Source organism: Aeromonas sp. V90_14, assembly GCF_029967615.1.
In the GTDB taxonomy this organism is placed as follows: domain Bacteria; phylum Pseudomonadota; class Gammaproteobacteria; order Enterobacterales; family Aeromonadaceae; genus Aeromonas; species Aeromonas hydrophila.
The window spans coordinates 515211-540556 of sequence record NZ_JASCAS010000001.1; the positions used below are offsets into that span (position 1 = coordinate 515211).

The 25346-nt window shown below is 61.9% G+C and carries 22 protein-coding genes and 5 tRNA genes; 17 read left to right on the forward strand and 10 right to left on the reverse strand.

The window, feature by feature from the left end; genetic code table 11:
* The first annotated feature begins 116 nt into the window (after positions 1-116).
* Genes QLG02_RS02195 through QLG02_RS02205 form a run of 3 tightly spaced genes read left to right on the forward strand, consistent with a single transcriptional unit; the run spans position 117 to position 3983 of the window.
* Positions 117-1037: a MoxR family ATPase gene (locus QLG02_RS02195; protein ID WP_282464397.1), complete on the forward strand. Its 921-nt coding sequence runs from the start codon at positions 117-119 to the stop codon at positions 1035-1037.
* Positions 1037-2023 carry a DUF58 domain-containing protein gene (locus QLG02_RS02200; RefSeq protein ID WP_282464398.1) on the forward strand — a complete coding sequence of 329 codons (987 nt, stop codon included), beginning with the start codon at positions 1037-1039 and terminating at the stop codon, positions 2021-2023. Before QLG02_RS02195 ends, QLG02_RS02200 begins: the two co-directional genes overlap by 1 nt.
* Positions 2010-3983 carry a DUF3488 and transglutaminase-like domain-containing protein gene (locus QLG02_RS02205; protein WP_282464399.1) on the forward strand — a complete coding sequence of 658 codons (1974 nt, stop codon included), beginning with the start codon at positions 2010-2012 and terminating at the stop codon, positions 3981-3983. The genes QLG02_RS02200 and QLG02_RS02205 overlap by 14 nt, the downstream gene beginning before the upstream one ends.
* Before the next feature lie 64 nt (positions 3984-4047).
* On the opposite strand, the gene QLG02_RS02210 is transcribed toward QLG02_RS02205, so the two are convergent.
* Positions 4048-5490 carry a sodium:alanine symporter family protein gene (locus QLG02_RS02210; RefSeq protein ID WP_011706925.1) on the reverse strand — a complete coding sequence of 481 codons (1443 nt, stop codon included), beginning with the start codon at positions 5488-5490 and terminating at the stop codon, positions 4048-4050.
* 743 nt (positions 5491-6233) lie between these two features.
* Between QLG02_RS02210 and tal the strand changes: the two genes are divergently transcribed.
* On the forward strand, positions 6234-7184 hold the full coding sequence (tal, locus tag QLG02_RS02215) for a transaldolase (protein ID WP_016351598.1): 951 nt from the start codon (positions 6234-6236) through the stop codon (positions 7182-7184).
* 160 nt (positions 7185-7344) lie between these two features.
* Positions 7345-7527, forward strand: a complete 183-nt coding sequence (locus tag QLG02_RS02220; RefSeq protein WP_016351599.1) for a DUF3545 family protein — start codon at positions 7345-7347, stop codon at positions 7525-7527.
* Positions 7528-7578: 51 nt separating this feature from the next.
* Here QLG02_RS02220 and QLG02_RS02225 read toward each other — a convergent pair whose 3' ends face one another.
* Both QLG02_RS02225 and ung read right to left on the reverse strand, forming a co-directional pair.
* Positions 7579-8127: a hemerythrin domain-containing protein gene (locus QLG02_RS02225; RefSeq protein WP_011706927.1), complete on the reverse strand. Its 549-nt coding sequence runs from the start codon at positions 8125-8127 to the stop codon at positions 7579-7581.
* Between the two features lie 158 nt (positions 8128-8285).
* Positions 8286-8954 carry a uracil-DNA glycosylase gene (ung, locus tag QLG02_RS02230; RefSeq protein ID WP_016351600.1) on the reverse strand — a complete coding sequence of 223 codons (669 nt, stop codon included), beginning with the start codon at positions 8952-8954 and terminating at the stop codon, positions 8286-8288.
* Between the two features lie 832 nt (positions 8955-9786).
* On the opposite strand from ung, the gene grcA reads away from it, so the two are divergent.
* Positions 9787-10167: an autonomous glycyl radical cofactor GrcA gene (gene grcA, locus QLG02_RS02235; RefSeq protein WP_011706929.1), complete on the forward strand. Its 381-nt coding sequence runs from the start codon at positions 9787-9789 to the stop codon at positions 10165-10167.
* A gap of 111 nt (positions 10168-10278) precedes the next feature.
* Here grcA and QLG02_RS02240 read toward each other — a convergent pair whose 3' ends face one another.
* The 7 genes from QLG02_RS02240 to hemA all read right to left on the reverse strand — a co-directional run bounded on the left by QLG02_RS02240 (position 10279) and on the right by hemA (position 17382).
* Entirely contained in the window at positions 10279-11559 is a 1281-nt protein-coding gene (locus QLG02_RS02240; protein ID WP_029299389.1) for a dicarboxylate/amino acid:cation symporter, read from the reverse strand.
* A gap of 306 nt (positions 11560-11865) precedes the next feature.
* The gene (gene kdsA / locus QLG02_RS02245; protein ID WP_011706931.1) at positions 11866-12720 is read right to left on the reverse strand and encodes a 3-deoxy-8-phosphooctulonate synthase; all 855 of its coding nucleotides are present in this window, start codon (positions 12718-12720) and stop codon (positions 11866-11868) included.
* Between the two features lie 175 nt (positions 12721-12895).
* Entirely contained in the window at positions 12896-13696 is an 801-nt protein-coding gene (locus tag QLG02_RS02250; protein ID WP_010633228.1) for a tetratricopeptide repeat protein, read from the reverse strand.
* An 11-nt stretch (positions 13697-13707) separates the two neighbouring features.
* Positions 13708-14091 carry a SirB2 family protein gene (locus QLG02_RS02255; protein ID WP_244089720.1) on the reverse strand — a complete coding sequence of 128 codons (384 nt, stop codon included), beginning with the start codon at positions 14089-14091 and terminating at the stop codon, positions 13708-13710.
* 43 nt (positions 14092-14134) lie between these two features.
* The gene (gene prmC / locus QLG02_RS02260) at positions 14135-14983 is read right to left on the reverse strand and encodes a peptide chain release factor N(5)-glutamine methyltransferase (protein WP_282464400.1); all 849 of its coding nucleotides are present in this window, start codon (positions 14981-14983) and stop codon (positions 14135-14137) included.
* A complete protein-coding gene (gene prfA / locus QLG02_RS02265; RefSeq protein ID WP_011706935.1) occupies positions 14983-16071 on the reverse strand; it encodes a peptide chain release factor 1 in 1089 nt (362 codons plus the stop codon). Before prfA ends, prmC begins: the two co-directional genes overlap by 1 nt.
* A gap of 51 nt (positions 16072-16122) precedes the next feature.
* Positions 16123-17382 (reverse strand): glutamyl-tRNA reductase, encoded by a 1260-nt coding sequence (gene hemA / locus QLG02_RS02270; protein ID WP_016351604.1) that lies wholly within the window; start codon positions 17380-17382, stop codon positions 16123-16125.
* A 121-nt stretch (positions 17383-17503) separates the two neighbouring features.
* On the opposite strand from hemA, the gene lolB reads away from it, so the two are divergent.
* The 11 genes from lolB (at position 17504) to QLG02_RS02325 (ending at position 25255) form a co-directional block, all read left to right on the forward strand.
* Complete coding sequence (gene lolB / locus QLG02_RS02275) at positions 17504-18088, forward strand: lipoprotein insertase outer membrane protein LolB (protein WP_282464401.1); 585 nt, start codon at positions 17504-17506, stop codon at positions 18086-18088.
* 26 nt (positions 18089-18114) lie between these two features.
* Positions 18115-18984, forward strand: coding sequence for a 4-(cytidine 5'-diphospho)-2-C-methyl-D-erythritol kinase (ispE, locus tag QLG02_RS02280; protein WP_282464411.1), 870 nt, complete (start codon positions 18115-18117; stop codon positions 18982-18984).
* Positions 18964-19038 (forward strand) — tRNA-Gln (locus QLG02_RS02285). The genes ispE and QLG02_RS02285 overlap by 21 nt, the downstream gene beginning before the upstream one ends.
* Positions 19039-19347: 309 nt before the next feature.
* Entirely contained in the window at positions 19348-20295 is a 948-nt protein-coding gene (locus QLG02_RS02290) for a ribose-phosphate pyrophosphokinase (RefSeq protein WP_005298464.1), read from the forward strand.
* 102 nt (positions 20296-20397) lie between these two features.
* A complete protein-coding gene (locus QLG02_RS02295) occupies positions 20398-22389 on the forward strand; it encodes a bifunctional metallophosphatase/5'-nucleotidase (RefSeq protein ID WP_282464402.1) in 1992 nt (663 codons plus the stop codon).
* 197 nt (positions 22390-22586) lie between these two features.
* Positions 22587-23183: an aminoacyl-tRNA hydrolase gene (gene pth, locus QLG02_RS02300; RefSeq protein WP_005298460.1), complete on the forward strand. Its 597-nt coding sequence runs from the start codon at positions 22587-22589 to the stop codon at positions 23181-23183.
* 248 nt (positions 23184-23431) lie between these two features.
* The gene (gene ychF / locus QLG02_RS02305) at positions 23432-24523 is read left to right on the forward strand and encodes a redox-regulated ATPase YchF (protein ID WP_282464403.1); all 1092 of its coding nucleotides are present in this window, start codon (positions 23432-23434) and stop codon (positions 24521-24523) included.
* A 235-nt stretch (positions 24524-24758) separates the two neighbouring features.
* Positions 24759-24835 (forward strand) — tRNA-Met (locus QLG02_RS02310).
* 8 nt (positions 24836-24843) lie between these two features.
* Positions 24844-24918 (forward strand) — tRNA-Gln (locus QLG02_RS02315).
* 146 nt (positions 24919-25064) lie between these two features.
* A tRNA-Gln gene (locus QLG02_RS02320) sits at positions 25065-25139 on the forward strand.
* Between the two features lie 41 nt (positions 25140-25180).
* Positions 25181-25255 (forward strand) — tRNA-Gln (locus QLG02_RS02325).
* Positions 25256-25346: the final 91 nt, after the last annotated feature.

Sequence of the window (25346 nt, forward strand, 5' to 3'; positions counted from 1 at the left end):
TCTGTGTGAAGTCACCCACCAAATCATCCAGATTCAATGAGTTATCCATGACTTGCCCTCCTTGCCATGCGGCTGGCGTATAAGCTGTAGGGGCGGCATCACACAGGGAGGCGCACGTGCAGACACAACCACAGATAACCCGGCTGCTGACGGCACTGGAGCAGGTGATCCTCGGCAAGCCGTTGCAGCTCAAGATAGCGCTGGTGACCCTGCTGGCCCGCGGCCACCTGCTGATCGAGGATCTGCCCGGCATGGGCAAGACCACCCTGGCCCACGCCTTGGCGCAGGTACTGGGGCTCGACTGCCGGCGGGTGCAGTTCACTGCCGATCTGCTGCCGGCCGATCTGCTGGGGCTGCAGATCTTTGATCCCCACCAGCAGCAGTTTCGCTTTCACCCGGGCCCCGTCTTCGCCCAGGTACTGTTGGCGGACGAGATCAACCGCGCCAGCCCCAAGGTGCAGAGCGCCCTGCTGGAGGCCATGGCCGAGGGCAAGGTGAGCATAGAGGGAGAGAGCCACCCGCTGCCCTCCCCCTTCTTCGTCATCGCTACCCAGAACCCGGCGGATCAGGCGGGCACCTACCCCCTGCCGGAATCCCAGCTCGATCGCTTCGCGGTGCGCCTCTCCCTCGGTTTTCCCACCCCGGAAGCGGAGCGTCGACTGCTGCGCGGGGCCAGCCAGAGCGCCCCCCTCGAGCGGCAGCTGAGCGCCGCCGAGCTGGCCGCCCTGCAGACCGAGGCGGCGCAGATCCACCTCTCCGATGCCAGCCTCGACTATCTGCTGGCGCTGGTGCAGCAGAGCCGCTTCGACGCCGACCTGCCGCAACCGCTCTCGCCCCGCGCCGCCCAGACCCTGCTGGCGGTGAGCCGGGCCTGGGCGCTGGTGGCGGGCCACCGCTTCGTCAGCGTGGAGGATGTGCAGGCGGTCTTCCCCTATGTGGCCGAGCACAGGCTCAGGGGGAGCTTCGGGGTGCAGCGCGGCGAAGCCTGCCCGCTGAGCCAGCGCCTGCTGGCCCGGGTCGATCCGGATCACCCCTGATGAACTGGCGCCAGCGCAAGGCCAGGTGGCAGCAAGGCTGGCTGGCCCGGCGCATCCCGCCGGCCCGCCAGATCACCCTGCAGGGGCGCTGCCTGTTCATCCTGCCCACCCGGCTCGGCCTCTGGTATCTGCTGGTGATGCTGGCCATCTATCTGCTCGGCACCAACTACCAGAACAACCTGGTGTTGCTGGTGGCCTACGGCCTCGGCAGCCTGTTCATGGTGGCCATGTGGCTCACCCACCGCAACTTGCTGGGGTTGTCTCTGCTGGGGGGGCCCGCCGTGCTGGGAGAGGCGGGCAGCCCCCTGCCCATGCCCATCACGGTGCGCAGCGAACGGCCGCTGCAGGCACTGCAATTTTCCCTCAATGAAGGGCGGCTCTGGCTGGCGCAGGTGGATGCGGTGCCCCAACCCCTGCTCCTGCCGGTGCTGGGCCCCCGGCGCGGACGTCTGCCGCTGGAGAGGCTGCGGGTGGAGAGCCGCTACCCCCTCGGCCTGTTTCGCTGCTGGACACTGCTGGACCTGCAGCTGGAGGGCTGGCTCGCCCCGGCCCCCGAGTATGGCCCCCTGCACGGGGAGGCAACGGCCGATGCGGCGGGCAATCGGGGGCAGCCCACCCCGGCCTCGATGGGGGACTTCGACATGCTGCGGGCCCACCAGAGCGGGGAGCCGCTCAGCCGGGTCGCCTGGAAGCAGCTCGCCCAGGGACGCGGCCTGCTGGTGAAGCAGTTCTGCGAGCCGGGGCAGGATAATACCCACCTCAGCCTGCAGCGGGTCGGCGGCCGGGATATGGAGCAGCGGCTGGCGGTGCTCGCCTGGTGGTGTGACGACTATGCCAAGCGGGGCATTCCCTTCAGCCTGACGCTGGCGGGCCAGACGCTCGGGCCGGACAGCGGCGCCGCCTTTTTGCAGCGCTGCCGGCTGGCGCTGGCCCGCGTCGATACCGTGAAGTCGCCGCAGGAGACCGACCTCGATGCTGCTCGATAACCGGCGTCTGCTGCCGCTGCTCGCCCTGCTGCAACTACTGCTGATCCCGGCTCTCTGGCCCCAGCTGCAACTCTGGGTGGTGGCCGTTTCACTGCTCACCCTGGGCGTGCGGGCCATGATGCTGTGGCGGGGCTGGCGTCCGCCGCCCGCCGCCGCGCTGGCACTGCTGGCCATGCTGGGTGTGGCGCTGCTTGGCTGGCAGTGGCGCCAGCTCGGCACCCTGCCGGCCCTCATCAACCTGCTCTGGCTCGGCTACGGCCTCAAGCTCATCGAGGTGCGGCGAGAGCGGGATGTGGAGCAGGTGCTGCTGCTCGCCTTCTTTCTCGTCGCGCTGGCGCTGGTGCAGCGGCAAAGCATGGGGTGGGCCCTGGCGATGACGGGGGCGCTCTGGCTGGCGGTCACCACCCTGCTGGCGGCGGTGCAGCCCCTCGGCCAGCGACTGTGGCGCCGGGCCGGGCTCATCCTGCTGCTGGCCATCCCCCTGCTGCTCACCCTGTTTCTGCTGCTGCCAAGGCTGGCGCCTCTTTGGCAGATGCCGAGCAGCAGCCGCGCCCTCTCCGGCCTCTCGGAGGAGGTGGCCCCCGGCGACATCAGCGAGCTGGTCAACTCCTCCGAGCTCGCCTTTCGCATCACCTTCGCCGCCGCACCACCCCAACCCCAGGAGCGCTATTTTCCCGTGATGCGCCAGGAGCTGTTCGATGGCCGGCGCTGGTTGCTCAGCGAGCAGGTGCGCCGCTGGCAGCAATCCCAATCCGGGCAGATGCTGCCGGCGGCCAACCCGGCAACCCCGTTGCCGGCCGGCAGCTATCAGGTGATCGCCGAGCCCCAGCGCCTGCGTTGGACCCTGGCCCAGGCCAACCCCGAGGTGTTGAGCGGCCCGGTCACCTTGAGCCCCCTCGCCACCCTCTATCGCCAGGATCGGGGGGATGGCCGCGTCAGCTACCGGGTCAGCACGGCCGCCATGGCGCCACCTGCCGATGACGCTGCCCGTCGCCTCAACCTGCAGTTGCCCGCCGGTGGCAACCCCAAGGCCCGGGCCCACGCCCTGGCGCTCAAGGCCCGCCATCCGGCGCCGGAGGCGCTGGCTGCCGCCCTGCTGGGCGAGTTTCGCCAGGGCGACTTCTACTACACCCTGCAGCCGCCGCGGCTGGGACAAGACGGGGTGGATGACTTTCTGTTCGAGAGCCGGCGCGGCTTTTGTGGTCACTACGCCACGGCCACCGCCTTCGTGCTGCGGGCGGCCGGCATCCCGGCCCGGCTGGTGACCGGCTACCTCGGCGGCGAGTGGAATCCGAGGGGCAACTACCTGGAGGTGCATCAGTTTGATGCCCACGCCTGGGTGGAGTATCTGGATGAACAGAACCGCTGGCAGCGGCTCGATCCCACCGCAGCAGTGGCCCCCCAGCGTATCGAGGGAGGAATGCCGGCGGCCCTTGGCGGCGAGTTCGCCGCCGCCGACCCCCTATCTTTGCAGCGCTATCGCAACTGGGCCCTGCTCAACCAGTTGCGCTGGTGGGGGGCTAATCTCGACTACCAATGGACCCGCTGGGTGCTCAACTATGATGCCGCCAGCCTGTGGCAGCAGCTGGGACAACGCTGGCCGGTGCTGGCCGGCCATACCCACTGGCTGATCCTGGCCACCCTGCTGGGGGTGGCCAGCCTGGTAGGCGGCCTGCTGATCTGGAGCGGCCCGGCTCCGCTGCCCCTGCGGCTATGGCAGCCCCTGTGCCGGCGCGCCGCCCGCCATGGCTGGCAGCCCTTGGCGGGGGAGAGTCTGGCCAGCTGGTGCGAGCGCCTCGCCGGCCTCAGACCCTCTCTCGCGCGGTCGCTGCAACAGGGCGCCTGGCTCTACCGGCGCTGGCGTTATGCCCCCTTGTCGGCGGCTCAGCGCCAACGCACTCTGCGCCAACTGCGACGACGGCTGCGCCAGATCTGCCGGCGCTGGGATGTCCACCACTGACACGCCCAAACAGAAAGGGGAGCCACTGGCTCCCCTTGTTGTCAGACAACGGCGACTGCGAGGCTTATGCCTGCTTGCTGTTTTGCGCCGGATTGTCCCAGATCCCCTCTTCCAGCTGGCTGCGGATCTCGGGGTACTTGTTGGCATCGAAGGTGGGCACCTTGCCCAACTTGAGCTGGTCGTTGTAGTCCCGCGCCAGCTTGATGGCCACCCCGGAGAGCAGCAGAATCGCCACCAGGTTGACGATGGCCATCAGCCCCATGGAGACGTCCGCCATGGCCCACACGGTCGGCAATTCGCCCACCGAGCCGAACATCACCATGCCCAGCACGAACATCCGGAACAGCATCAGGCCGCCCTTGTGGTTGTGCTCGAGGAACACCAGATTGGTCTCGGCGTAGGAGTAGTTCGCTACGATGGAGGTGAAGGCGAAGAAGAAGATGGCCGCCGCGATGAAGATGTTGCCACCGCCACCGATCTGGGAGGAGAGCGCCCGCTGGGTCAGTTCCACCCCGGTGATGCCGGAGCCCGGTTCAAACTGGCCGGACATCAGGATGATGGCGGCGGTACAGGTACAGATGACGATGGTGTCGAGGAACACCCCCAGCATCTGTACATAACCCTGGGAGGCCGGGTGCGGCGGATAGGGGGTTGCGGTCGCAGCGGCGTTGGGAGCGGAGCCCATACCGGCTTCGTTGGAGAAGAGACCACGCTTGATGCCATTGATCATCGCCTGGGAGATGGCATAGCCCAGCGCACCGGAGCCGGCCTGCTCTAGACCGAAGGCGGACTTGATGATGAGGCTGAATACCCCCGGCAGCTCGCTGATGTTCATGGCCACCACGAACAGCGCCATCAGGATGTAGGCCAGCGCCATGAAGGGCACGACCAGCTCGGCGAAGCGGGCGATGCCACGAATGCCGCCGAAGATGATGAGACCGGAGAGCACCACCAGTGCCAGACCACTGACCCAGTCGGGGATGCCGAAGGCCACGTTCATCGCCAGACTGATGGAGTTGGCTTGTACCGCGTTGAACACCAGACCGAACGCCAGGATCAGACAGAGCGAGAACAGCACCCCCATCCAGCGCATGCCGAGCCCCTTCTCCATGTAGTAGGCAGGGCCGCCACGGTAGTTGCCGTCCTCATCCTTGACCTTGTAGAGCTGGGCCAGGGTGCTCTCGACGAAGGCGGTCGCCATGCCGATGAAAGCGATCAGCCACATCCAGAAGATGGCACCCGGGCCACCCAGATAGATGGCCACCGCCACCCCGGCCAGATTGCCGGTACCCACGCGGGCGGCAAGACTGGTACAGAGGGCCTGGAAGGAGGAGATGCCGGCGTTGTCTGATTTGCGGCTGTTGCGCAAGACGGAGAACATGTGGCCGAAGTGGCGGATCTGGATAAAACCCAGGCGGAAGGTGAAGAAGATGCCGACGCCGATGAGCAGGTAGATGAGCACGGCTCCCCACATCAGGTCGTTAATCATTGCGATCAAGGTGTCCATATTTCTCTCGTTGTTATCACATCCATGGTCAGTCTGCGCTGACCCCTTGCTGTCTGTTTCTGAATTTGCGGTTCACTAAAGGGGCGGAATCTAGCATAGCGAGGGAGTTCAGAATAGTGATCGGGATCACTGCGGAAACAAAAAACGAGCGATCCAGTGCATTAAAGCTTCATTTAACTCGCAAAATTTCAACAAAACTGAGAATCCAATCAATCAGCCGACAAATTAGACCCAAAAGAGCACTTTTTGGCAATTATCTACATAGAGGTAGAGCAAGCAGAGAAGGGGGCAAACCATTACGCAAGCGTTTATCCATCCGGGCAGCCAAAATCCCTTTGTTTCGCCAAACGTTTTACACGTAATAAAATTTCAAGAGGCTGATCGGACAATTTGTGTGATCGATGCCACAAAACCGATAATCAACCAAAAAAGTTGTTTTTGGCGGCCGCTAAATCCACTCCGGCAAAAAGGATAAAAGTCGTTTTTTATCAAATACTTTTAGCCACTCTTTCCCACTGCGGCCAGGGAGTGGCTGATAAGCATACAGCCCCCCCTATTGCAGGATGAGCCACATCCGTATTAATTAGGCAGGCAATGACGATGGGGCACACCCATCGCGCTTTTCTGAGCCTGAGTCGCCGGGATTTTGTAATTTTATTTCAGAACTGTCGTCTCACGCCCGCCACCCCCGAGCCAGCACCCTCCGCAGGAGAGTGCGCCCTCACAAAGAGATGATATTTGCCATGGCCGATAAATTAACCCAGCTGAAAGCCCTGACCACAGTTGTCGCCGACACCGGTGATATCGAAGCCATCAAGCGCTACCAGCCCATCGATGCCACCACCAACCCCTCTCTGGTGTTGAAGGCATCCGAGATCCCCGAATACGCGGCGCTGATCGAAGACGCCATCAACTGGGCCAAAGCCCAGAGCCAGGACAAGGCACAGCAAATCATCGACGCGGGCGACAAGCTGGCAGTCAACATCGGCCTGGAAGTGCTGAAAATCGTCCCGGGTCGCATCTCCACCGAAGTGGATGCCCGTCTCTCCTTCGATACCCAGGCCAGCATCGCCAAGGCCCGCAAACTGATCCGTCTCTACAACGAAGCCGGTATCAGCAATGATCGCATCCTGATCAAGCTGGCCTCCACCTGGGAAGGCATCCGTGCCGCCGAGGTGCTGGAGAAAGAGGGCATCCAGTGCAACCTGACCCTGCTGTTCTCCTTCGCCCAGGCCCGTGCCTGTGCCGAAGCCGGCGCCTTCCTGATCTCCCCGTTCGTCGGCCGCATCCTCGACTGGTACAAGGCCAAGCACAACCGTGACTACACCGCCAGCGAAGATCCGGGCGTGGTTTCCGTCACCTCCATCTACGACTACTACAAGCAGCACGACTACCCGACCGTGGTCATGGGCGCCAGCTTCCGCAACACCGGCGAGATCCTGGAACTGGCCGGCTGCGACCGTCTGACCATTGGCCCGGCTCTGCTGGAAGAGCTGAGCAAGACCGAAGGCGCCGTGGTACGCAAGCTGAACTACACCGGCGAGCGCAAAGCCAAACCGGCTCCAATGACCGAAGCCGAATTCCGCTGGGAACTGAACCAGGACGCCATGGCCCACGAGAAGCTGGGCGAAGGCATCCGCATGTTTGCCATCGACCAGGGCAAGCTGGAAACCATGCTGGCCAGCCGCCTCTGATGAGAGCCGTCATGAGCCAATGAAAACCGGGTTCCCGCAAGGGAACCCGGTTTTTTTATGGGCGCCGGACCCTTGTCATGTGTTCGTCACGAAAACGTTTTATTTTCAATGCCGTTATGTTATACGGATGGTGAAAACGAGAATAACCAAGGAGGGAGCCATGGAAATGTTCAACTTCGAATATGACGATGTAGTTGAGCTCGGTTCACGTAGCCGCGGGACAACGGGAAAGAAACGTAAATGGCGTGAGATTGAGGCGTTGAAAGACAAGCACCGCCTGCAGAAGGAGCTGCAATCCATCGACATCGCCTACGAAGGTCTCTCAGACGAGATCGAACTGTAAAAACAAGGCCCCGGTTAACCGGGGCCTTGTTTTTTAAGGGCGTGTCACCCCTCAGGAAGAGAGCGGCAGCGACAGGCGCTTGGCCAGTGCCTGAAAATGCTGGCTGATCTCGGGCCCGAACAGCGGATCCCCGATGGCGCGGTTCTGCCAGATCTGTTCGAGGTGACGCCAGTCATCCTCGGTCAGCGAGTCGCGCAGATGGGGGAAGATGACCCCCTCCTCGTAGTTCATGTGCGCCTCCTGCAGCGCCACGAACTGCTCCAGCTTGGCGGTAAACTGATCGAGCGGGATCACCGCATCCATCAGGATCATCTCCACCATCTCCTTGAGTTCGGCGCCGGCTTCCAGCAACTTGGCATGCTCGGCCTGCAGCCGGTTGGCGACGTCCCCCTCCACTACCCGGTACTTGAGGTAGTAGTCATAAATGATGTCTTCCTTCGGATGGTGATACTTGTCCGACACCTCCCTCAGGTAATCCACCACATCGCGGATCAGGAAATAGCTGACCCGCTGTTCATCGCGAATGGCGGCGAGCTTGTGTTTGAGCAGATCCAGCAACCTGGCGATGTTGAGATGGTCCTTGTGCAGACTGGCTAGCATGGGCACTCCTTGCGCTGAAATGAGACGATCCTGTTTCGAGTATACGGTCATTTATCGCGCCAACTTTGCACTCAATCAAGTCATCTGCAGACAAAACAGCGGGTAACGCACAATGCCGCCCCCCTGTTCATGCCCCCGCTCGCCAGCCATCGGGCCCCTTACTCGCAGACCGAGTGCCAGTTGATGGGGCTCATCCCCTGCTGGCTCAGCAGCCGGTTGGTTTCGGAGAAGTGGCCGCAGCCGATGAAGCCGCGATGAGCAGAAAGCGGGCTGGGATGCGGCGCGCTCAGCACGTGATGACGCTGCCTGTCGATGAAGCGACCCTTCTTCTGGGCATGGGCGCCCCACAGCAGGAAGACCACCCCCTGACAGCTGGCATTGATCTGCTCGATGACCCGGTCAGTGAAGGTCTCCCAGCCCAGATGGGCATGGGAGTGGGCCTGGCCCGCCTGGACCGTCAGCACGGTATTGAGCAGCAGCACTCCCTGTCTGGCCCAGGACTCCAGAAAGCCGTGACTGGGTGTGACAAAACCCGGCAGATCCCGCTGCATCTCCTTATAGATGTTGACCAGCGAGGGGGGCGTGCGCACCCCGGGCAACACCGAGAAGCAGAGGCCGTGTGCCTGATTGGGGCCGTGATACGGGTCCTGGCCCAGGATCACCACCTTGACCTGATCCAGCTCGGTCAGCTTGAAGGCATTGAACACGTCGGTCGCCGGCGGATAGATCACCTTGCCCGCCTCCCGCTCACTCCTGACAGTCGCCAGGGTCGCCTTGAAATAGTCCTGCTCCTTCTCGGAGCCAATTACATCAGTCCAGGTCTGCACCCCAATCTCCTCATTGAATCTGTCCGGATGGACGCCCTGTTACCCCGTGCAGGGTCACACCGTCTGATGCGGGTCGGCGCGCCACCATCCTCGATGAATACGGCGGGTTTTGCGGCATGCAGCTTGGTCCATGCCGGGCCATGCGAGCCAGCACGCCGCCATCCTCGCTAAATGCGGCAGGACATGGTGCTGGGCCAGTGCTGGCATCACCATGCCCTCATTAATGCGGCAAGGGGCTCAGGATAGGGGGCCAGCCCCCGGGACGCAACCTTGGCACCCTCTTCCGAGCCCCCTCGCCCCCGAATGGCAACGGTATGACAACCTCCCGCTCACCCAGCTCTCCCTGCCACTGCGGGCAGCGGGGTCACCTTGATCGTGGCAATCGGCGGCTCGGCTAAGACAGCCTTATGCCAAGGCAACCTTATATAGATGTGTGAGCAGCAGAGGGGGCAAGCCTGTCCCCGCCACCTTCACCGCAGGTTTGGCCCCGATGCCCCCACAGAGGAGATGAGATCGGCTCATGCATAACACAAACCTTAAAACATGTAGTTAAATTACTAGATTTAATTAACAGAAGATGCATAATTCAGGCATCTTACATAATCAGAAAAATGACCTCTTTTTGATTAATCTCAATAATTTAATCCCTTCAACCTCGCGCAAACCGCGCATTTTTTGATTTAGATCAATTTTCGTAATATTACCATCGTGGTATATATGACCCAACAAAGTAAAGGTGTAAGGCAAGGGCCCTTTAAATCATCCCGGTGGTTTAAATACATCAGGGTAATTTCCTTACAGTTGAATCCGCTTTCCTATGAGGAGTCATACCATGATCAAGGGCATCCAAATCACCCAGTCTGCCAACGCCGCTCTGCTGAACTCGTTCTGGCTGCTGGACGAAGAGAAGCAACAGGCTCGTTGCATCTGCGCCAAAGGCGACACCTTCGCCGCCGATCAGGAAGTCAGCGTCTCTGACCTGGGCCAGTTCGAATACCGTGAACTGCCGGTACAAGCCGAGCCTGCCGTCGAAGGTGGCCAGCACCTGAACGTCAACGTCCTGCGTCGCGAGACCCTGGAAGACGCCATCGCCAACCCGGAAAAGTACCCGCAGCTGACCATCCGTGTCTCCGGCTACGCCGTGCGCTTCAACGCACTGACCCCGGAACAGCAGCGTGACGTGGTGACCCGTACCTTCACCCAGAGCCTGTAAGTCGCTCTGCAGCAACCGGTATCATGAAAAACGGCCCAAACGGGCCGTTTTTTTATGGCTTGAATTCCACCCGCGTTGGCGGTCCTTGCTCGACAGGCGGGCATCGGCGGCTCAATGCTGATCCAGCTTGACGGCTTGCGGCGGGTTGCTCAGCGCCTCATGCATCTGCTGCTCATCGAGCTGATCGCAGTAACGGGCCACCACCAGGGTGGCCACCCCGTTGCCGATGAGGTTGGTCAGGGCGCGGGCCTCCGACATGAAGCGATCGATGCCGAGGATCAGCGCCAGCCCGGCCAGCGGCAGGTGGCCCACCGCCGAGATGGTGGCCGCCAGCACGATGAAGCCACTGCCGGTCACCCCGGCGGCCCCCTTCGAGGAGATGAGCAGCACCACCAGCAGGGTGATCTGCTGGAACAGATCGAGCGGGGTGTTGGTGGCCTGGGCGATGAAGATGGCCGCCATGGTCAGATAGATGGAGGTGCCGTCCAAGTTGAAGGAGTAACCGGTCGGGATCACCAGCCCCACCACCGACTTCTTGCAGCCGAGCGCCTCCATCTTCACCAGCATGCGCGGCAATACGGATTCAGAAGAGGAAGTCCCCAGCACGATCAGCAGCTCTTCCCGGATATAGGAAATAAAGCGCAGGATGCTGAAGCCATTCGCTCTGGCAATACTGCCCAGCACCAGGAAAATAAACAGCAGGCAGGTCATATAGAAGCAGGCAATTAATTGTCCGAGCTGAACCAGCGAGCCGATACCATATTTTCCGATGGTAAAGGCCATCGCGCCAAATGCCCCAACCGGCGCCAGCCGCATGATCATGTTGATGATCCCGAAAATAACCTGGGAGAAGCTGTCGATGACATTGAATATCACTTTGCCCTTCTCGCCGATATGGTGCAGGGAGAAGCCGAACAACACCGCAAATAGCAGCACCTGCAGAATATTGCCGCTGGCGAAGGCGCCGATCACGCTGCCCGGGATCACGTCCAGCAGGAAGGGGATGATGCCCTGAGCCTTGGCCTGCTCGGCGTAGGCGGAGATGGCGCTGGCGTCCAGCGTGGCGGGGTCGACGTTCATGCCCGCCCCCGGTTGCAGCAGATTGACCACGCACAGCCCGATGATGAGGGCGATGGTGCTGACCACTTCAAAATAGAGCAGCGCGATGGCACCGGTTTTACCCACCGCTTTCATGCTCTCCATGCCGGCAATACCGGTCACCACCGTACAGAATATAACCGGGGCGATGATCATTTTGATTAATTTAACGAAACCATCCCCAAGCGGTTTCATGTCCGCACCGAGGTCGGGATATATATGTCCCAGAATGACCCCGAGGGTGATCGCTAACAACACCTGAAAATACAGGCTGCTGACTATTTTTTTCTGCATTCTTAACGTCCTGTCAATTTAATGAGATGTGTCATGGCAGAAATACGCATGCAGCAATCCGTGACGAAATAGTGTTATTTCGCCCGGTTCGTGCCGTTCCCTCATCACAACAGGGGCTACTTTCCCATGTTAAAAAAAGCAATTAATAGACATCAATCACACAACAGATTTAACAACATTAACACCACGGAAACCTGACTGTATTTATTCTGTGATTGATTTATACTGGCCAAAGAAATAAAAACAGACCGCAAACAAAAATGCCCCGCAGTGCGGGGCATTTTTATTGGGCAAGCAAAGCCGGACTTAGATGGAAGTATCGAGCGGCTCGAAACCCTTGATGAGATCGTCGATGGCCTTCATCTGCTTGAGGAAGCCTTCCAGCTTCTCCAGCGGCAGCGCGCTCGGGCCGTCGCAACGGGCAATCTTGGGGTCCGGGTGAGATTCAATGAACAGACCGGCCAGACCGACCGCCATGCCGGCACGGGCCAGCTCGGTCACCTGCTCACGGCGACCACCGGAGGCAGCGCCCATGGGATCGCGGCACTGCAGGGAGTGGGTCACGTCGAAGATGACCGGGTAGCCGCCGGTGCTCTTCTTCATCACCCCCAGCCCCAGCATGTCCACCACCAGGTTGTCATAACCGAAGTTGGCACCGCGTTCACACAGGATCAGACGGTCGTTGCCGCACTCCTCGAACTTGTCGGTGATGTTCTTCATCTGGCTTGGGCTCAGGAACTGCGGCTTCTTGATGTTGATGACGTTGCCGGTGCGGGCCATGGCCTCCACCAGATCGGTCTGGCGCGCCAGGAAGGCGGGCAGCTGGATGACGTCGACCACCTCGGCCACCGGCTTGGCCTGATGGGGCTCGTGCAGATCGGAGATGACCGGCATGCCGAAGGTCGCTTTCAGCTCCTGGAAGATCTTCATCCCCTCTTCCAGACCCGGACCGCGATAGGAGTGGATGGAGGAGCGGTTGGCCTTGTCCCAGCTCGCCTTGAACACGAACGGGATACCCAGCTTGGAGGTCACTTCCACGTACTTCTCGCACACCGCCATCGCCATGTCGCGCGATTCCAGCACGTTCATGCCGCCGAACAACACGAACGGTTTGTCGTTGGCGACGTCGATGCCATTGACCTTGATATTCTTCTGTTCCATCTCAGGCTTCCTTAGGTAAAAGGGCTTGCAGGGCTTGAATCCACATCCGGCCGCGCTGCCCAGGGCAGCGCGACCTCGATACTCGTCAGTTGCATCTCCCAGGCCTTGCATGCAACGGCATGGGACTCTTCATTCGGCCAGGGCCTCGCCATGCAGCGGGGCCGTTACCCGCCCCTCAGTGGAGGGGCTTGGGGCTCAGATCCAGCGCGGCCAGCTGGGCCTTGAGCACGTCGGCCACCGGATCGTCCGGGCACTGTTCAATAAAGTATTCAAAATCGTCGGCGGCAAAGCGCGGGCAGTCGAGCTGCTCGTAGATGAAGCCGCGATCCCGCGTCTCCAGCGGGTCGCCGGGCTTCATCCGCAGCAGCAGTTCGCTGCAGCGCAGCGCCTCGGTCATCCGGTCCTCCCGCAGCAGGGCGCCCTTGCTGACGTTGAGCAGCCGCTCGATGATCTCCCACTGGCCGGCAGGCTGCAGGTGATCCGAGCTGAGGGTGGCCAGGTTGCCGAGGGCCCCGCGCAGCAGCAGCTCGATATGATGCAGGCTCAGTTCGTCGCCGGTAAAGGGGTCCACATAGACCTCTCCCTCACTGCCGGCAAAGCTCACCAGGAAGTGGCCGGGGAAGCAGATCCCCTCCACATCCAGCCCGAGCTTGCGCCCCAGCTGAATGATGAGGATGCCAAGGCTGACCGGAATGCCCTGCTTGCGGGCCAGAACCTGGGCCAGATCGCAGTTGGCCACCGAGAAGTAGTCCTGCCAGTCGCCATGAAACCCTAAGGTCTGATAGAAGCCCTGCAACAGCTGGCGGCGCACCTGGTCGCAATCCCCTTCCTCGATGGCCTCGTCCAGCCAGGCGTCGAGCCGGGCCAGCTCCGCCGTCCCGCGGCCGCTGATGCCATGGATCTCGTCGCTCACCGACAGCGCCAGCTCGGCGATGTCATGGGCTTCGAAATCGGTCCATTCGTCTACGCGTATCATCGTCATCATCCTTAACCGAACAGGCTGGCCTGCTTGTAGACGGCCAGCTTGGCGATGAAGAAGACCCAGCCGAGGGCTCCCAGAAACGCAAACCAGCGGATGCCGTTACTGCGGGCCAGGCGCATTGCCATCATGGCCAGAAAGGCCACCACCAGGATGGCGGTCAGCTTTTCGCTGAGCCAGGGGGTGGCGTTGTTGAGCGGGTTGAGATCCAGCACCATGCACAGCAGCACGCCGGAGAGCACCACCAGGCCGTTGAGCCAGCCGCTCAATCTGAGGGTACGGGCGCTGGCGGCGCGGCTCGAGCCGGTCTGCAGCCAATAGAAGCGCAACATGAACATCAGCACCGCCAAGCCTATCAGCAGCAGGTGCAGATGTTTGATAGCAAAATACATAACGTGTCCTTGAACAAAGGCAGGCCCGGCCTGCCCGTCATCATCACTGAGCCAGCCGCCCCAGGGTCACCCGCTCGTTATCGCCGTAATCGCGCACGGTTTCCACCTGAAGGTAGCCCTGTTGCAGCAGGAGTTGACGCACCGCCTCCCCCTGTTGCCAGCCATGCTCCAGCAACAGCCAGCCGCCCGGCAGCAGATGGGCCGGCGCGCCCGCCACGAGCAGCCGGATATCCGCCAGCCCCTGCTCATCCGCCACCAGGGCGGAGCGGGGTTCGAAGCGCACATCCCCCTCATCGAGGTGCGGATCCGCCCCGTCGATGTAGGGCGGGTTGGAGACGATCATGGCAAAGCGCGGCGCCTTGCTTGACGAGGGCACGGCCAGCGGCTCAAACCAGCTGCCGTCGCGCACCTCGATGGGCAGACCAAGGGCGGCACTGTTGGCACGGGCCAGGGCTGCCGCGGCCGGCATCCTGTCCACCGCCCATACATCGGCATCGGGTCGCTCCGACTTGAGCGCCAGTGCAATGGCGCCGGTGCCGGTGCCCAGATCCAGCACGGCGCAGGGGCCTGCGGGCAGCCGTGCCAGCGCCTGCTCGACCAGCACCTCGGTGTCGGGGCGCGGGATCAGGGTCGCCGGGCTCACCTTGAGCGGCAGCGACCAGAACTCCCGCTCACCGATCAGGTGGGCGATAGGTTCGCCCTCAAGACGGCGTTCGAGCCAGCCCTGCAGAGTCACCTGCTGGGCGGCATCGAGCTCGCGCTCCGGCCAGGTCATCAGATAGCTGCGCCGGCACTCCAGCAGATGGCAGAGCAGCGCATCGGCATCGGCACGGGGGGATTCCCCCCCTGCCAGGGTCGCCATGATGTGGGCGCGAGCCTGCTGGATCTGCATCAGTTGCTCTCGGCCAGGGAGGCGAGCTGATCGGCCTGGTACTCCTGGATCATCGGGCTGATGACGCAGTCCAGGTCCCCTTCCATGATCTCGCCGAGGCGATAGAGGGTGAGGTTGATGCGGTGCTCGGAGAGGCGCCCCTGCGGGTAGTTGTAGGTGCGGATGCGCTCGGAGCGATCTCCCGACCCCACCAGGTTGCGGCGGGTGCTCTGCTCGGCGGCGCGGTGGCGCTCATCCTCGGCCGCCTGCAGGCGGGCGGAGAGCACCGACATCGCCTTGGCGCGGTTCTTGTGCTGGGAGCGCTCATCCTGGCACTCCACCACCAGGCCGGTGGGCAGGTGGGTAATGCGGATGGCGGAGTCGGTCTTGTTGACGTGCTGACCGCCCGCTCCGGAAGCGCGGAAGGTGTCGATCTTCAGCTCCGAGGGGTTGATCTCGATCTGCTCGGCTTCCGGCACTTCCGGCAGCACGGCGACGGTGCAGGCGGAGGTGTGCACCCGGCCCTGGGATTCGGTTTCCGGCACCCGCTGCACCCGGTGACCACCGGATTCAAACTTGAGGCGACCGTAGACGTGCTCGCCCTCCACCTTGGCGATCACCTCCTTGTAGCCGCCGTGCTCGCCGTCGTTGCAGCTGACGATGGAAACCCGCCAGCCCTGACGCTCGGCGTAGCGCGAATACATGCGAAACAGATCGCCCGCAAAGATCGCCGCCTCGTCACCACCGGCACCGGCGCGGATCTCCAGATAGCAGTTGTTGTCATCCTTGGGGTCGCGCGGCAGCAGCATCACCTGCAGCGCCTGCTCCTGCTCCTCGAAGGTCGCCTTGGCCAGCGGCAGCTCCTCCTGCGCCATCTCGCGCAGGTCGGCATCATCCTCTTCCAGCATCTGGCGGGTGGCGTCCAGGTTCTCTTCGGCCTGGCGGAATTGCTGGAAAGCGTGAACGATATCTTCCAGCTGGGCATATTCCCGGGTCAGGGCGCGATAGCGATCCTGATCCGCGGCCACGTCCGGCTCGCCGAGCATGGCCTGTACTTCTTCGTGGCGCTCGATGAGGCCTTCCAGCTTTCTGATCAGTGACGGGTTCATAAATCTTGTGTTCTCGATGGAGGACGGGACGACCGGCTGGTCGCCCCAAAACTATGACTCTTGTGACAACCCCAGCACCTGGCGCAACTGGGCCAGCTGGTGGTGATCCCCCTGGGCCGCGGCATGGCGCAGGGCCTGGGTCGGTGCGTGGATCAACTTGTTGGTGAGGCGGTGGGCCAGCGCCTTGAGCGCCTGCTCGGCATTCTCGCCCTGCTGCAGGGCCAGCAGGGCGCGCTGCAGCTCTTCGTCGGCCACCTGTTGGGACTGGTGGCGGTAATCGCGGATGAGATCCACCGAGTGCTGGCTGCGATACCAGCCCATGAAGTCGTCGCGCTCTTCCTGCACGATGAGCTCGGCCTCGGCGGCGGCCCGTTTGCGGGTCTCGAGATTCTGCTCGATGATGCCCTGCAGGTCGTCCACCGTGTAGAGATAGGCGTCCGAGAGCTCGTCCACCTCAGCCTCGATGTCGCGGGGCACGGCGATGTCCACCAGGAACATGGGCTTGAAGCGGCGGGCCTTGAGCGCGCGCTCCACCATGCCCTTGCCGATGATGGGCAGCGGGCTAGCAGTGGAGCTGATGACGATGTCCGCCTCGTGCAGGTAGTCCGGGATCTCTTCGAGCGTCATCACCTGGGCGCCGAACTCCTCGGCCAGCAGCTGGGCCCGCTGCAGGGTGCGGTTGGCCACCATCATCTGGGTGACGTTCTGCTCGCGCAGGTGGCGGGCCACCAGTTCGATGGTCTCGCCGGCACCGACCAGCAGCACCTTGGTCTGGGAGAGATCGGAGAAGATCCGCCGCCCCAGGCTCACCGCAGCAAAGGCCACCGACACGGCGCTGGCGCCAATCTCGGTATCGGTACGCACCCGCTTGGCCACCGAGAAGGATTTCTGGAACAAACGCTCCAGCGATCCCTTCACCGCCTCGGACTGCTGGGCATGGGCGTAGGATTGCTTGATCTGCCCCAGGATCTGCGGCTCTCCCAGCACCAGGGAGTCGAGCCCGCAGGCCACCCGCATCAGGTGACGGACCGCCTCCTCGTCCTGATGCTGGTAGATGGCGGAGACCACCTCGGCCGCATCCAGACCGTGGAAACGCTGCAGCCACTGCAACACCTGCTCGCCCTGCCCCTGCGCCAGGCTGCAGTAAAGCTCGGTGCGGTTGCAGGTCGAGACGATCACCGCCTCGCTCACACCGGGTTGGGCGACCAGCTCACGCAAGGCGCGATCGATGCAGTCCGGGCCGAAGGCGACCCGCTCCCGCAAGGCGACACTGGCGGTGTTGTGGTTGATTCCGAGGGCAAGCAAACTCATGAGTGGGCGTGGATCGTATCTGTGCGCTGGGAGTAAAGGCTGCCAATTGTACGAGAAAGGGTAAGTCTTTAAAAGCGATACGGCCGCCCCGTATACTGTGGCAAATCACCTTTTCCGGAGCATGACCTTGTTGTTGCGTCTTTTCACCCTTGGCTGCCTGCTGTTGCTGGCCGGTTGCGCCACTACCCAACCCCAGCGTGATCAGGTCAACTGGCAGCAGGAACGTACCCGCCTCGAGCAGCTCAACCACTGGCAGCTGTCGGGCAAGATGGCCATCATCACCGCCCAGCAGAAGGGCAGCGCCCGGGTCAACTGGCAGCAGGATGGCGACGACTACCGCCTCAACCTCACCAGTCTGATCGGCACTCACATCCTCGAGCTCTCCCGCAACAAGGGCGAGATCACCCTGATCGACAACGAGGGCAACCCGCACCAGAGCCAGGATGCCGAGGCGCTCATCTATCAGCTCACCGGCTGGAACATTCCGGTGGCCGGGCTGCCGGAGTGGATCAAGGGCCTGCCGGGTCAGGCCGAATTCGAGCTCAACCCCGACCGCAGTCTGGCCAGCGTGCGGGACGGTCAGTGGCAGATCGTCTATGGCGACTACCGGGATCAGGACGGCTACCGCCTGCCGCACCTGCTCACCATGACCGGCCAGGGCAGTCGCCTCAAGCTGCAGATCAACCAGTGGACCATAACCCGCTGATGGCGGCCATCGACAAGGACTCCCCCATGAGCGCCATGCGCTGGCCGGCTCCGGCCAAACTGAATCTCTTTTTGCACGTCAACGGCCGTCGCCCGGACGGCTACCACGAGCTGCAGACCCTGTTCATCTTCCTCAACCACGGCGACTGGCTCGAGTTCGAGCCGCTCACCGATACCGACTTGCTCACCCTGAGCCCGGCCATTCCCGGCGTGCCCGACGAGCAGAACCTGATCATCCGCGCCGCCCGCCTGCTGCAGGCCAGGCTGCCAAGCCCGCAGGGGGCCCATATCCGGCTGGAGAAGGTGCTGCCCATGGGTGGCGGCATCGGTGGCGGCTCGTCGGACGCCGCCACTGCCCTGGTCGCCCTCAACCATTTGTGGCAGGTCGGTTTGAGTGAAGACGAGCTGGCCGAGCTCGGCGTGCAGCTGGGCGCCGACGTGCCGGTGTTCGTGCGCGGCAAGGCCGCCTTTGCCGAGGGGGTCGGTGAACGGCTGCAGCCGGTCGAGCTGCCGAGTGCCTGGTATCTGGTGCTCAAGCCCGATTGCCATGTGGCGACCGCCGCCGTGTTCCAGGATCCGGACCTGCCCAGAGATACCCCGAAAATGGCATTGCACAATCTGCTGGAAGGGGAGTGGAAAAACGATTGCGAATTGCTGGTGAAAAAGCGCCACCCCGAGGTTGCCAATGCGCTCGGCTGGTTGCTAGAATACGCGCCGTCAAGAATGACGGGCACAGGAGCCTGCGTCTTTGCTCAGTTTGAAGACGAAGTGGCTGCTCGGGAAGTGTTGGCAAAAGTGCCGAAAGGATGGGATGGGTTTGTCGCCAAGGGCGAGAACATATCACCACTCTTCGCTGCATTGCAACAAGTCAGTGATTGGGGTATCGCCAAGCGGTAAGGCAGCGGGTTTTGATCTCGCCATTCCTAGGTTCGAATCCTAGTACCCCAGCCATCTCCTGAACATCGAACAGGGTATATCGATTCACCTGCCGCAGCAGTCTTGCCGGGAGTGCACACTCCCCCTCGCCGGTTGCAGCACCCATCGTTACCCTCTCGTTGTCGGGAGGTCACTGGTCATCATGGATGACGGGGCGTCGACCAGCACGACGCTCAACCGACTTGCCGCATGCAACGTGGGCACCTGGCCTGAAAGCAGCCTATAGTGGTCTGACCCGTCAACTTGATAAATCGTTTGCCCCAAAACGATAAGGGTCTGAATAAGACTCCCCACATACTGGATGCAACCCCGAGGTTTCAAACCGTGCCTGACATGAAGCTGTTTGCTGGTAACGCAACGCCGGAACTAGCCCAGAAGATCGCAGATCGCCTGTTTATCAAACTCGGCAATGCTGCCGTAGGTCGCTTTAGCGACGGCGAGATCAGCGTACAGATCAACGAGAATGTACGTGGTGGCGATATCTTCATCATTCAATCCACCTGTGCCCCGACCAACGACAATTTGATGGAATTGATCGTGATGGTGGATGCTCTGCGTCGTGCTTCAGCTGGCCGTATTACTGCCGTTATCCCCTACTTTGGTTATGCCCGTCAGGACCGCCGCGTCCGCTCCGCCCGTGTTCCCATCACCGCCAAGGTCGTCGCCGACTTCCTCTCCAGCGTCGGTGTGGATCGCGTGCTGACCGTTGACCTGCATGCCGAACAAATCCAGGGCTTCTTCGACGTCCCGGTCGACAACGTGTTCGGCAGCCCGGTGCTGCTGGAAGACATGAAGTCCAAGAACCTCGAATCCCCCGTGGTCGTGTCGCCGGACATCGGCGGCGTGGTACGTGCCCGTGCCATCGCCAAGCTGCTGGACGATACCGACATCGCCATCATCGACAAGCGTCGTCCCCGCCCGAACGTCTCCCAGGTCATGCACCTGATCGGTGACGTGGCCGGCCGCGACTGCATCATCGTCGACGATATGATCGACACCGGCGGCACCCTGTGCAAAGCCGCAGAAGCCCTCAAGGAGCGTGGCGCCAAGCGTGTATTCGCCTACGCCACTCACCCGGTCTTCTCCGGTTCCGCCGTGGAGAACATCAAGAACTCCGTGATCGACGAACTGATCATCACCGACTCCATCCCGCTCACCGCGGAGATGAAGGCGGTCGACAAGGTCAAGCAGCTGACGCTCTCTTCCGTGCTGGCCGAAGCCATTCGCCGCATCAGCAACGAAGAGTCCATCTCTGCCATGTTTGAGCATTGATAGACCCTGTTGTGACAAAAACCGCCAGCTGGCGGTTTTTGTCTTTTTAGTCCCAGTTACACCCGGTACCGCCCTGCCCCGTCGCAGGTTAAGGATTGTTCCATGAATCGCTTGCGCCCGCTGCTGCTCCTTGCCTTCTGCAGCTTCCTGTTCGCCTGTCAGCCCGGCAATGAAGGCCAGCCCTTCGTGCTGACCCTGGCTCACATGAACGACACTCACTCCCAGTTTGACCCGGTCAACGCCGAGCTGAAGGGGCCCATCTTTGGCAAGCAGGGAGAGACCGACACCCTCTACACCCGCTTCGGCGGCTATCCGCGCCTGCTTACCATGGCGAAATCCTTCCAGGCCGATGCGCTGGCCAAGAACCAGCCGATCCTGCTGCTGCACGGCGGCGATGCCTGGCAGGGCAGCGGCTACTTCAAGCTCAACGAGGGGATGGCCAACGCCGAGCTGCTGAGCCAGTTCGGCCTCGATGCCATGGCCCTTGGCAACCACGAGTTCGATCTCGACAACCAGAAGCTCGCCCGCTTCATCCAGGGGGTCAACTTCCCGGTGCTGGCCGCCAACCTGGATACCCGCGACGATCCGGATCTGCGCCACGCCGCCAATCTCAAGCCGTTCGTCATCTACGCCTTCGACGGCAACCAGAAGAGCCCGGTCAGCGATCTCAACAACCTGCCCCAGGGCAAACAGCTGGTCGCCGTGATGGGGCTGGTGCTGGAGGACATGGCCAACATCTCCCCCAACGTCGGCAAGCTGCGCTTTGGCAACGAAATCACCTCCGCCCAGGCGACGGTGGACCTGCTGCGCCAGCACGGCATCAACCAGATCGTGGCGCTCACCCACATCGGCAACCAGCGGGATCTGGCGCTGGCGGCCAAGGTGAACGGCATCGACGCCATCGTCGGTGGGCACTCCCACAGCCTGCTCGGCGATTTTCGCAACATCGGCTGGGGCAACACCGGCGAGTACGCGGCGCTTGTCACCAACCCGGACGGGGTTGGCATGACCTGCGTGGTGCAGGCCGGCTCCTATGCCCAGGCCATCGGACTGGCTCAGGTGAGCTTCGATGCCCAGGGCCGGGTCATCGCCTGCAAGGGCCAGAACCAGCTGCTGGCCAGCCGCGAGTTCTTCGCCGATCCCGCTCGCAAGCAGGCACTGGACGAAGCCCGCAGCAAACAGGCAGCCAAGTTCATCGACACCCAGCCCAACCTGGTGACCGTGGATGAGGATCCCCGCCTGCGCGGCATCATCGACAGCCACTACAAGCCCGCCCTTGAGCAGGCCTTCGGCCCCGTCATCGCCACCCTGCCGGCCGCCCTGCAAAATGCCCGTCGCCCCGGCGACAACGGCAGCGACAGCCATGGCTCCGACGTCGCCCCGCTGGTGGCCGAGGGTCAGTACTACTGGGCCAATACCCCGGCGGTGCAGGCGCTGACCGGCGGCCCGGTCCACTTCGCCCTGCTGGCGGTGGGCGGCGTACGCGCCGATCTGCCGGCCGGCGAGCTGCGCGAAGGGGATGCGGCGCTCACCCTGCTGCCATTCAAGAACCAGCTTTCGGTGCTCACCCTGACCGGCGCCGAGGTGCGCGCCCTCTTGACCGAGACCATCACCGCCACCCTGCCCGCCAGCGCCCACGCCGGCAAGTTCCCCTACGGTGGTCACCTGCGTTACACCTTCACCGAGACCACGCCGGGCAAGCGCGGTACTCTGACCCTGCTGCAGTGGCAGGACGCTGACGGCCAGTGGCAGGATCTGGTGGATGCGACGCGCTACCGGGTGGTGATGAACGCCTACAGCGCCAACGGCAACGATGGCTGGCAGGCGCTGGCCCGCGCCCAGGCACAGCACGCCGAGCGCCAGGATCTCGCCTGGCAGGATGGCAAGTTGACGGCGTTCCCGGTCGAGCGGGTGGAGCAGAGCGGCGATCAGCTGAGCGCCCGCTATGCCGCCGGCCATCAGCTTGACTGCAAGGCAAGCGGCATGGATTGCGGCACCGACGCCGCCTCCTTCGTGCAGTATGTGCGTGAACAACGCCCGACCCTGACGGCGCTGGCGGAAGAGACGGTCACCCTGGTGCGGGCCGCCCAGTAAGTCGACTCTGCCACCGGCAAGCCACTCCACGGGCCCCACGCTGGGGCCCGTTTTGCTGCCGTTGGCCGCCGGTTCTCCCGCTTTTCCCCGGAGCTGGCCGAACTTTGGTTGAGTGATCGCCAGTCGGCGGCTAGAATATTGCGTCCCATTGCCCTGGGCAGTCGGCCCATTGCAAGCAGCGAGTGAAGAAATCAAGCGTGACAAGCCAAATCAAACTGATCGTGGGTCTGGGCAATCCCGGCCCGGAATATGCCAAGACCCGCCACAACGCCGGGGCCTGGTATGTGGAGCAACTGGCACGCTGGCACAACGTCAGCCTGCGCGAAGAGCCCAAGTTCTTCGGCCACACCGCCCGCATCCAGGTGGATGGCCAGGATGTGCGCCTGCTCATCCCGAACACCTACATGAACCTCTCCGGCAAGGCGGTAGCCGCGCTGGCCCGCTTCTACCAGATCGAGCCGGAAGCCATGCTGGTGGCCCACGATGAGCTGGACCTGCCCCCCGGCATCGCTAAATTCAAGCAGGGCGGCGGCCACGGTGGCCACAACGGCCTCAAGGACATCATTGCCAGGATGGGCAACAACAATAATTTCTTCCGGCTGCGGCTGGGGATAGGTCACCCGGGCGCCAAGGAGCTGGTCGCTGGTTTCGTGCTGACCAAGGCCCCCAGCAGCGAACAGAGCCTGATCGACGCCGCACTGGACGAGTCCCTGCGCGCCACCGACATTCTGTTCAAGCAGGACATGACCAAGGCTATGAATCGTTTACACAGCTTCAAGGCCGAGAAAGTCTGAATACAGATGCCTGACACGCGTCAGGGTCGAACAATATGACAGGGTCGCCCAAGAACCTGTTCATGCTCTGTAACGAGAGGTTGTCAGCAAGGTAAAGCGCAGCGCAGGAACCGGAGCGTATAGTCATACGTGAGCGCTCTTGGTTTCACATAAGCGAGCAGCACATGAGCCTTGATCACAGCCTCGCAGCAAGAGCGTGGACAGGTTCTGCGGCCCTCAACAGCATCCATCAAGTAAGGTAACAATCCATGGGTTTTAAATGCGGTATCGTGGGCCTGCCCAATGTAGGTAAATCCACCCTGTTCAACGCGCTGACCAAGGCCGGCATCGAAGCCGCCAACTTCCCGTTCTGCACCATCGAGCCGAACACCGGCGTGGTACCGATGCCGGATCCCCGCCTCGATCAGCTGGCGGCCATCATCAAGCCGCAGCGCGTTGTGCCGACCACCATGGAATTCGTGGACATCGCCGGCCTGGTGGCCGGTGCCTCCAAGGGTGAAGGTCTGGGCAACCAGTTCCTGGCCAACATCCGTGAAACCGAAGCCATCGGTCACGTGGTGCGCTGCTTTGACGACGAGAACATCGTCCACGTCGCCGGCAAGGTCTCCCCGGCCGACGACATTGAGGTGATCAACACCGAACTGGCCCTCTCCGACCTGGATGCCTGCGAGCGCGCCATCAACCGCCAGTCCAAGCGCGCCAAGGGCGGCGACAAGGATGCCAAGCTGGAAGTGGAAGTGCTGGAGAAGATCAAGGTGGCGCTGGAAAACGGCCAGATGATCCGCGGCATGAAGCTGGACAAGGATGAGCTGGCCGCCGTCAGCCACCTCAACTTCCTGACCCTGAAACCCACCATGTACATCGCCAACGTGGCGGAAGATGGCTTCGAGAACAACCCCTACCTCGACAAGGTGCGCGAAATCGCCGCCGCCGAGAACGCGGTTGTGGTGGTCGTCTGCTGCGCCATCGAGGCTGACATCGCCGAGCTGGACGATGCCGACCGCGCCGAATTCATGGCTGACCTTGGTATCGAAGAGCCGGGCCTGAACCGGGTGATCCGCTCCGGTTACGAGCTGCTCAAGCTGCAGACCTACTTCACCGCCGGTGTGAAAGAGGTGCGTGCCTGGACCATCCCGGTCGGCGCTACCGCTCCGCAGGCGGCCGGCAAGATCCACACCGACTTCGAAAAAGGCTTTATTCGTGCCCAAACCATCGCCTTCGAAGACTTTATCACCTACAAGGGTGAGCAAGGTGCCAAGGAAGCGGGCAAGATGCGCGCCGAAGGGAAAGAGTACATCGTCAAAGATGGCGATATCATGAACTTCCTGTTCAACGTCTAATCCCATGAGAGGCCAGCATTTGCTGGCCTCTTTTTTAACTGGCCAAGGCTCGTATCTGCTGGCAAATGTCGTAAAAAAAACCAGATTGTTGGGCTTTTGCACGACAGCGACCAATAACTCGCCAAACGCACCCAAATTCGGTTTTTCAAACAAAAAAAGGGTTGACGCCCCAGAGCCAGATACGCATAATTCGGCCCGCACAGTGACGAGGCAACGAGGCACTGGAAGCAAGGTTGGCTATGTAGCTCAGTTGGTTAGAGCATCGCACTCATAATGCGGGGGTCACAGGTTCGAATCCCGTCATAGCCACCATCTCTAGTTGGGGTATCGCCAAGCGGTAAGGCAGCGGGTTTTGATCTCGCCATCCCTAGGTTCGAATCCTAGTACCCCAGCCATTATTTCAGTTATCGGCATTCAGATGTCGGTGACAGGTCAAGGGAAGCAGTGATGGGTGTTGAACTCGTCAGTGTGCCCAGGTTCAAATCCTGGTATCCCGGCCACTGTTAAAAGATGTTTGATAGACTCTATCAGGCATCGCTGTTGGGGCATCGCCAAGCGGTAAGGCAGCGGGTTTTGATCTCGCCATACCTAGGTTCGAATCCTAGTGCCCCAGCCATTTTTAAAAGATGTTTGATAGTCTCTGTCAGGCATTGCTGTTGGGGTATCGCCAAGCGGTAAGGCAGCGGGTTTTGATCTCGCCATCCCTAGGTTCGAATCCTAGTACCCCAGCCATTATTCTGTTCTCTTCCACAGCGTGGTTGACAACAAACGGCTATGTAGCTCAGTTGGTTAGAGCATCGCACTCATAATGCGGGGGTCACAG

Coding starts and splice junctions, on each gene's coding strand:
- QLG02_RS02200 (WP_282464398.1), top strand. CDS start 1,037: ATGAACTGGCGCCAGCGCAAGGCCAGGTGGCAGCAAGGCTGGCTGGCC.
- QLG02_RS02205 (WP_282464399.1), top strand. CDS start 2,010: ATGCTGCTCGATAACCGGCGTCTGCTGCCGCTGCTCGCCCTGCTGCAA.
- QLG02_RS02210 (WP_011706925.1), bottom strand. CDS start 5,490: ATGGACACCTTGATCGCAATGATTAACGACCTGATGTGGGGAGCCGTG.
- tal (WP_016351598.1), top strand. CDS start 6,234: ATGGCCGATAAATTAACCCAGCTGAAAGCCCTGACCACAGTTGTCGCC.
- QLG02_RS02220 (WP_016351599.1), top strand. CDS start 7,345: ATGGAAATGTTCAACTTCGAATATGACGATGTAGTTGAGCTCGGTTCA.
- QLG02_RS02225 (WP_011706927.1), bottom strand. CDS start 8,127: ATGCTAGCCAGTCTGCACAAGGACCATCTCAACATCGCCAGGTTGCTG.
- grcA (WP_011706929.1), top strand. CDS start 9,787: ATGATCAAGGGCATCCAAATCACCCAGTCTGCCAACGCCGCTCTGCTG.
- QLG02_RS02240 (WP_029299389.1), bottom strand. CDS start 11,559: ATGCAGAAAAAAATAGTCAGCAGCCTGTATTTTCAGGTGTTGTTAGCG.
- kdsA (WP_011706931.1), bottom strand. CDS start 12,720: ATGGAACAGAAGAATATCAAGGTCAATGGCATCGACGTCGCCAACGAC.
- QLG02_RS02250 (WP_010633228.1), bottom strand. CDS start 13,696: ATGATACGCGTAGACGAATGGACCGATTTCGAAGCCCATGACATCGCC.
- QLG02_RS02255 (WP_244089720.1), bottom strand. CDS start 14,091: ATGTATTTTGCTATCAAACATCTGCACCTGCTGCTGATAGGCTTGGCG.
- prmC (WP_282464400.1), bottom strand. CDS start 14,983: ATGCAGATCCAGCAGGCTCGCGCCCACATCATGGCGACCCTGGCAGGG.
- prfA (WP_011706935.1), bottom strand. CDS start 16,071: ATGAACCCGTCACTGATCAGAAAGCTGGAAGGCCTCATCGAGCGCCAC.
- hemA (WP_016351604.1), bottom strand. CDS start 17,382: ATGAGTTTGCTTGCCCTCGGAATCAACCACAACACCGCCAGTGTCGCC.
- lolB (WP_282464401.1), top strand. CDS start 17,504: ATGACCTTGTTGTTGCGTCTTTTCACCCTTGGCTGCCTGCTGTTGCTG.
- ispE (WP_282464411.1), top strand. CDS start 18,115: ATGAGCGCCATGCGCTGGCCGGCTCCGGCCAAACTGAATCTCTTTTTG.
- QLG02_RS02295 (WP_282464402.1), top strand. CDS start 20,398: ATGAATCGCTTGCGCCCGCTGCTGCTCCTTGCCTTCTGCAGCTTCCTG.
- ychF (WP_282464403.1), top strand. CDS start 23,432: ATGGGTTTTAAATGCGGTATCGTGGGCCTGCCCAATGTAGGTAAATCC.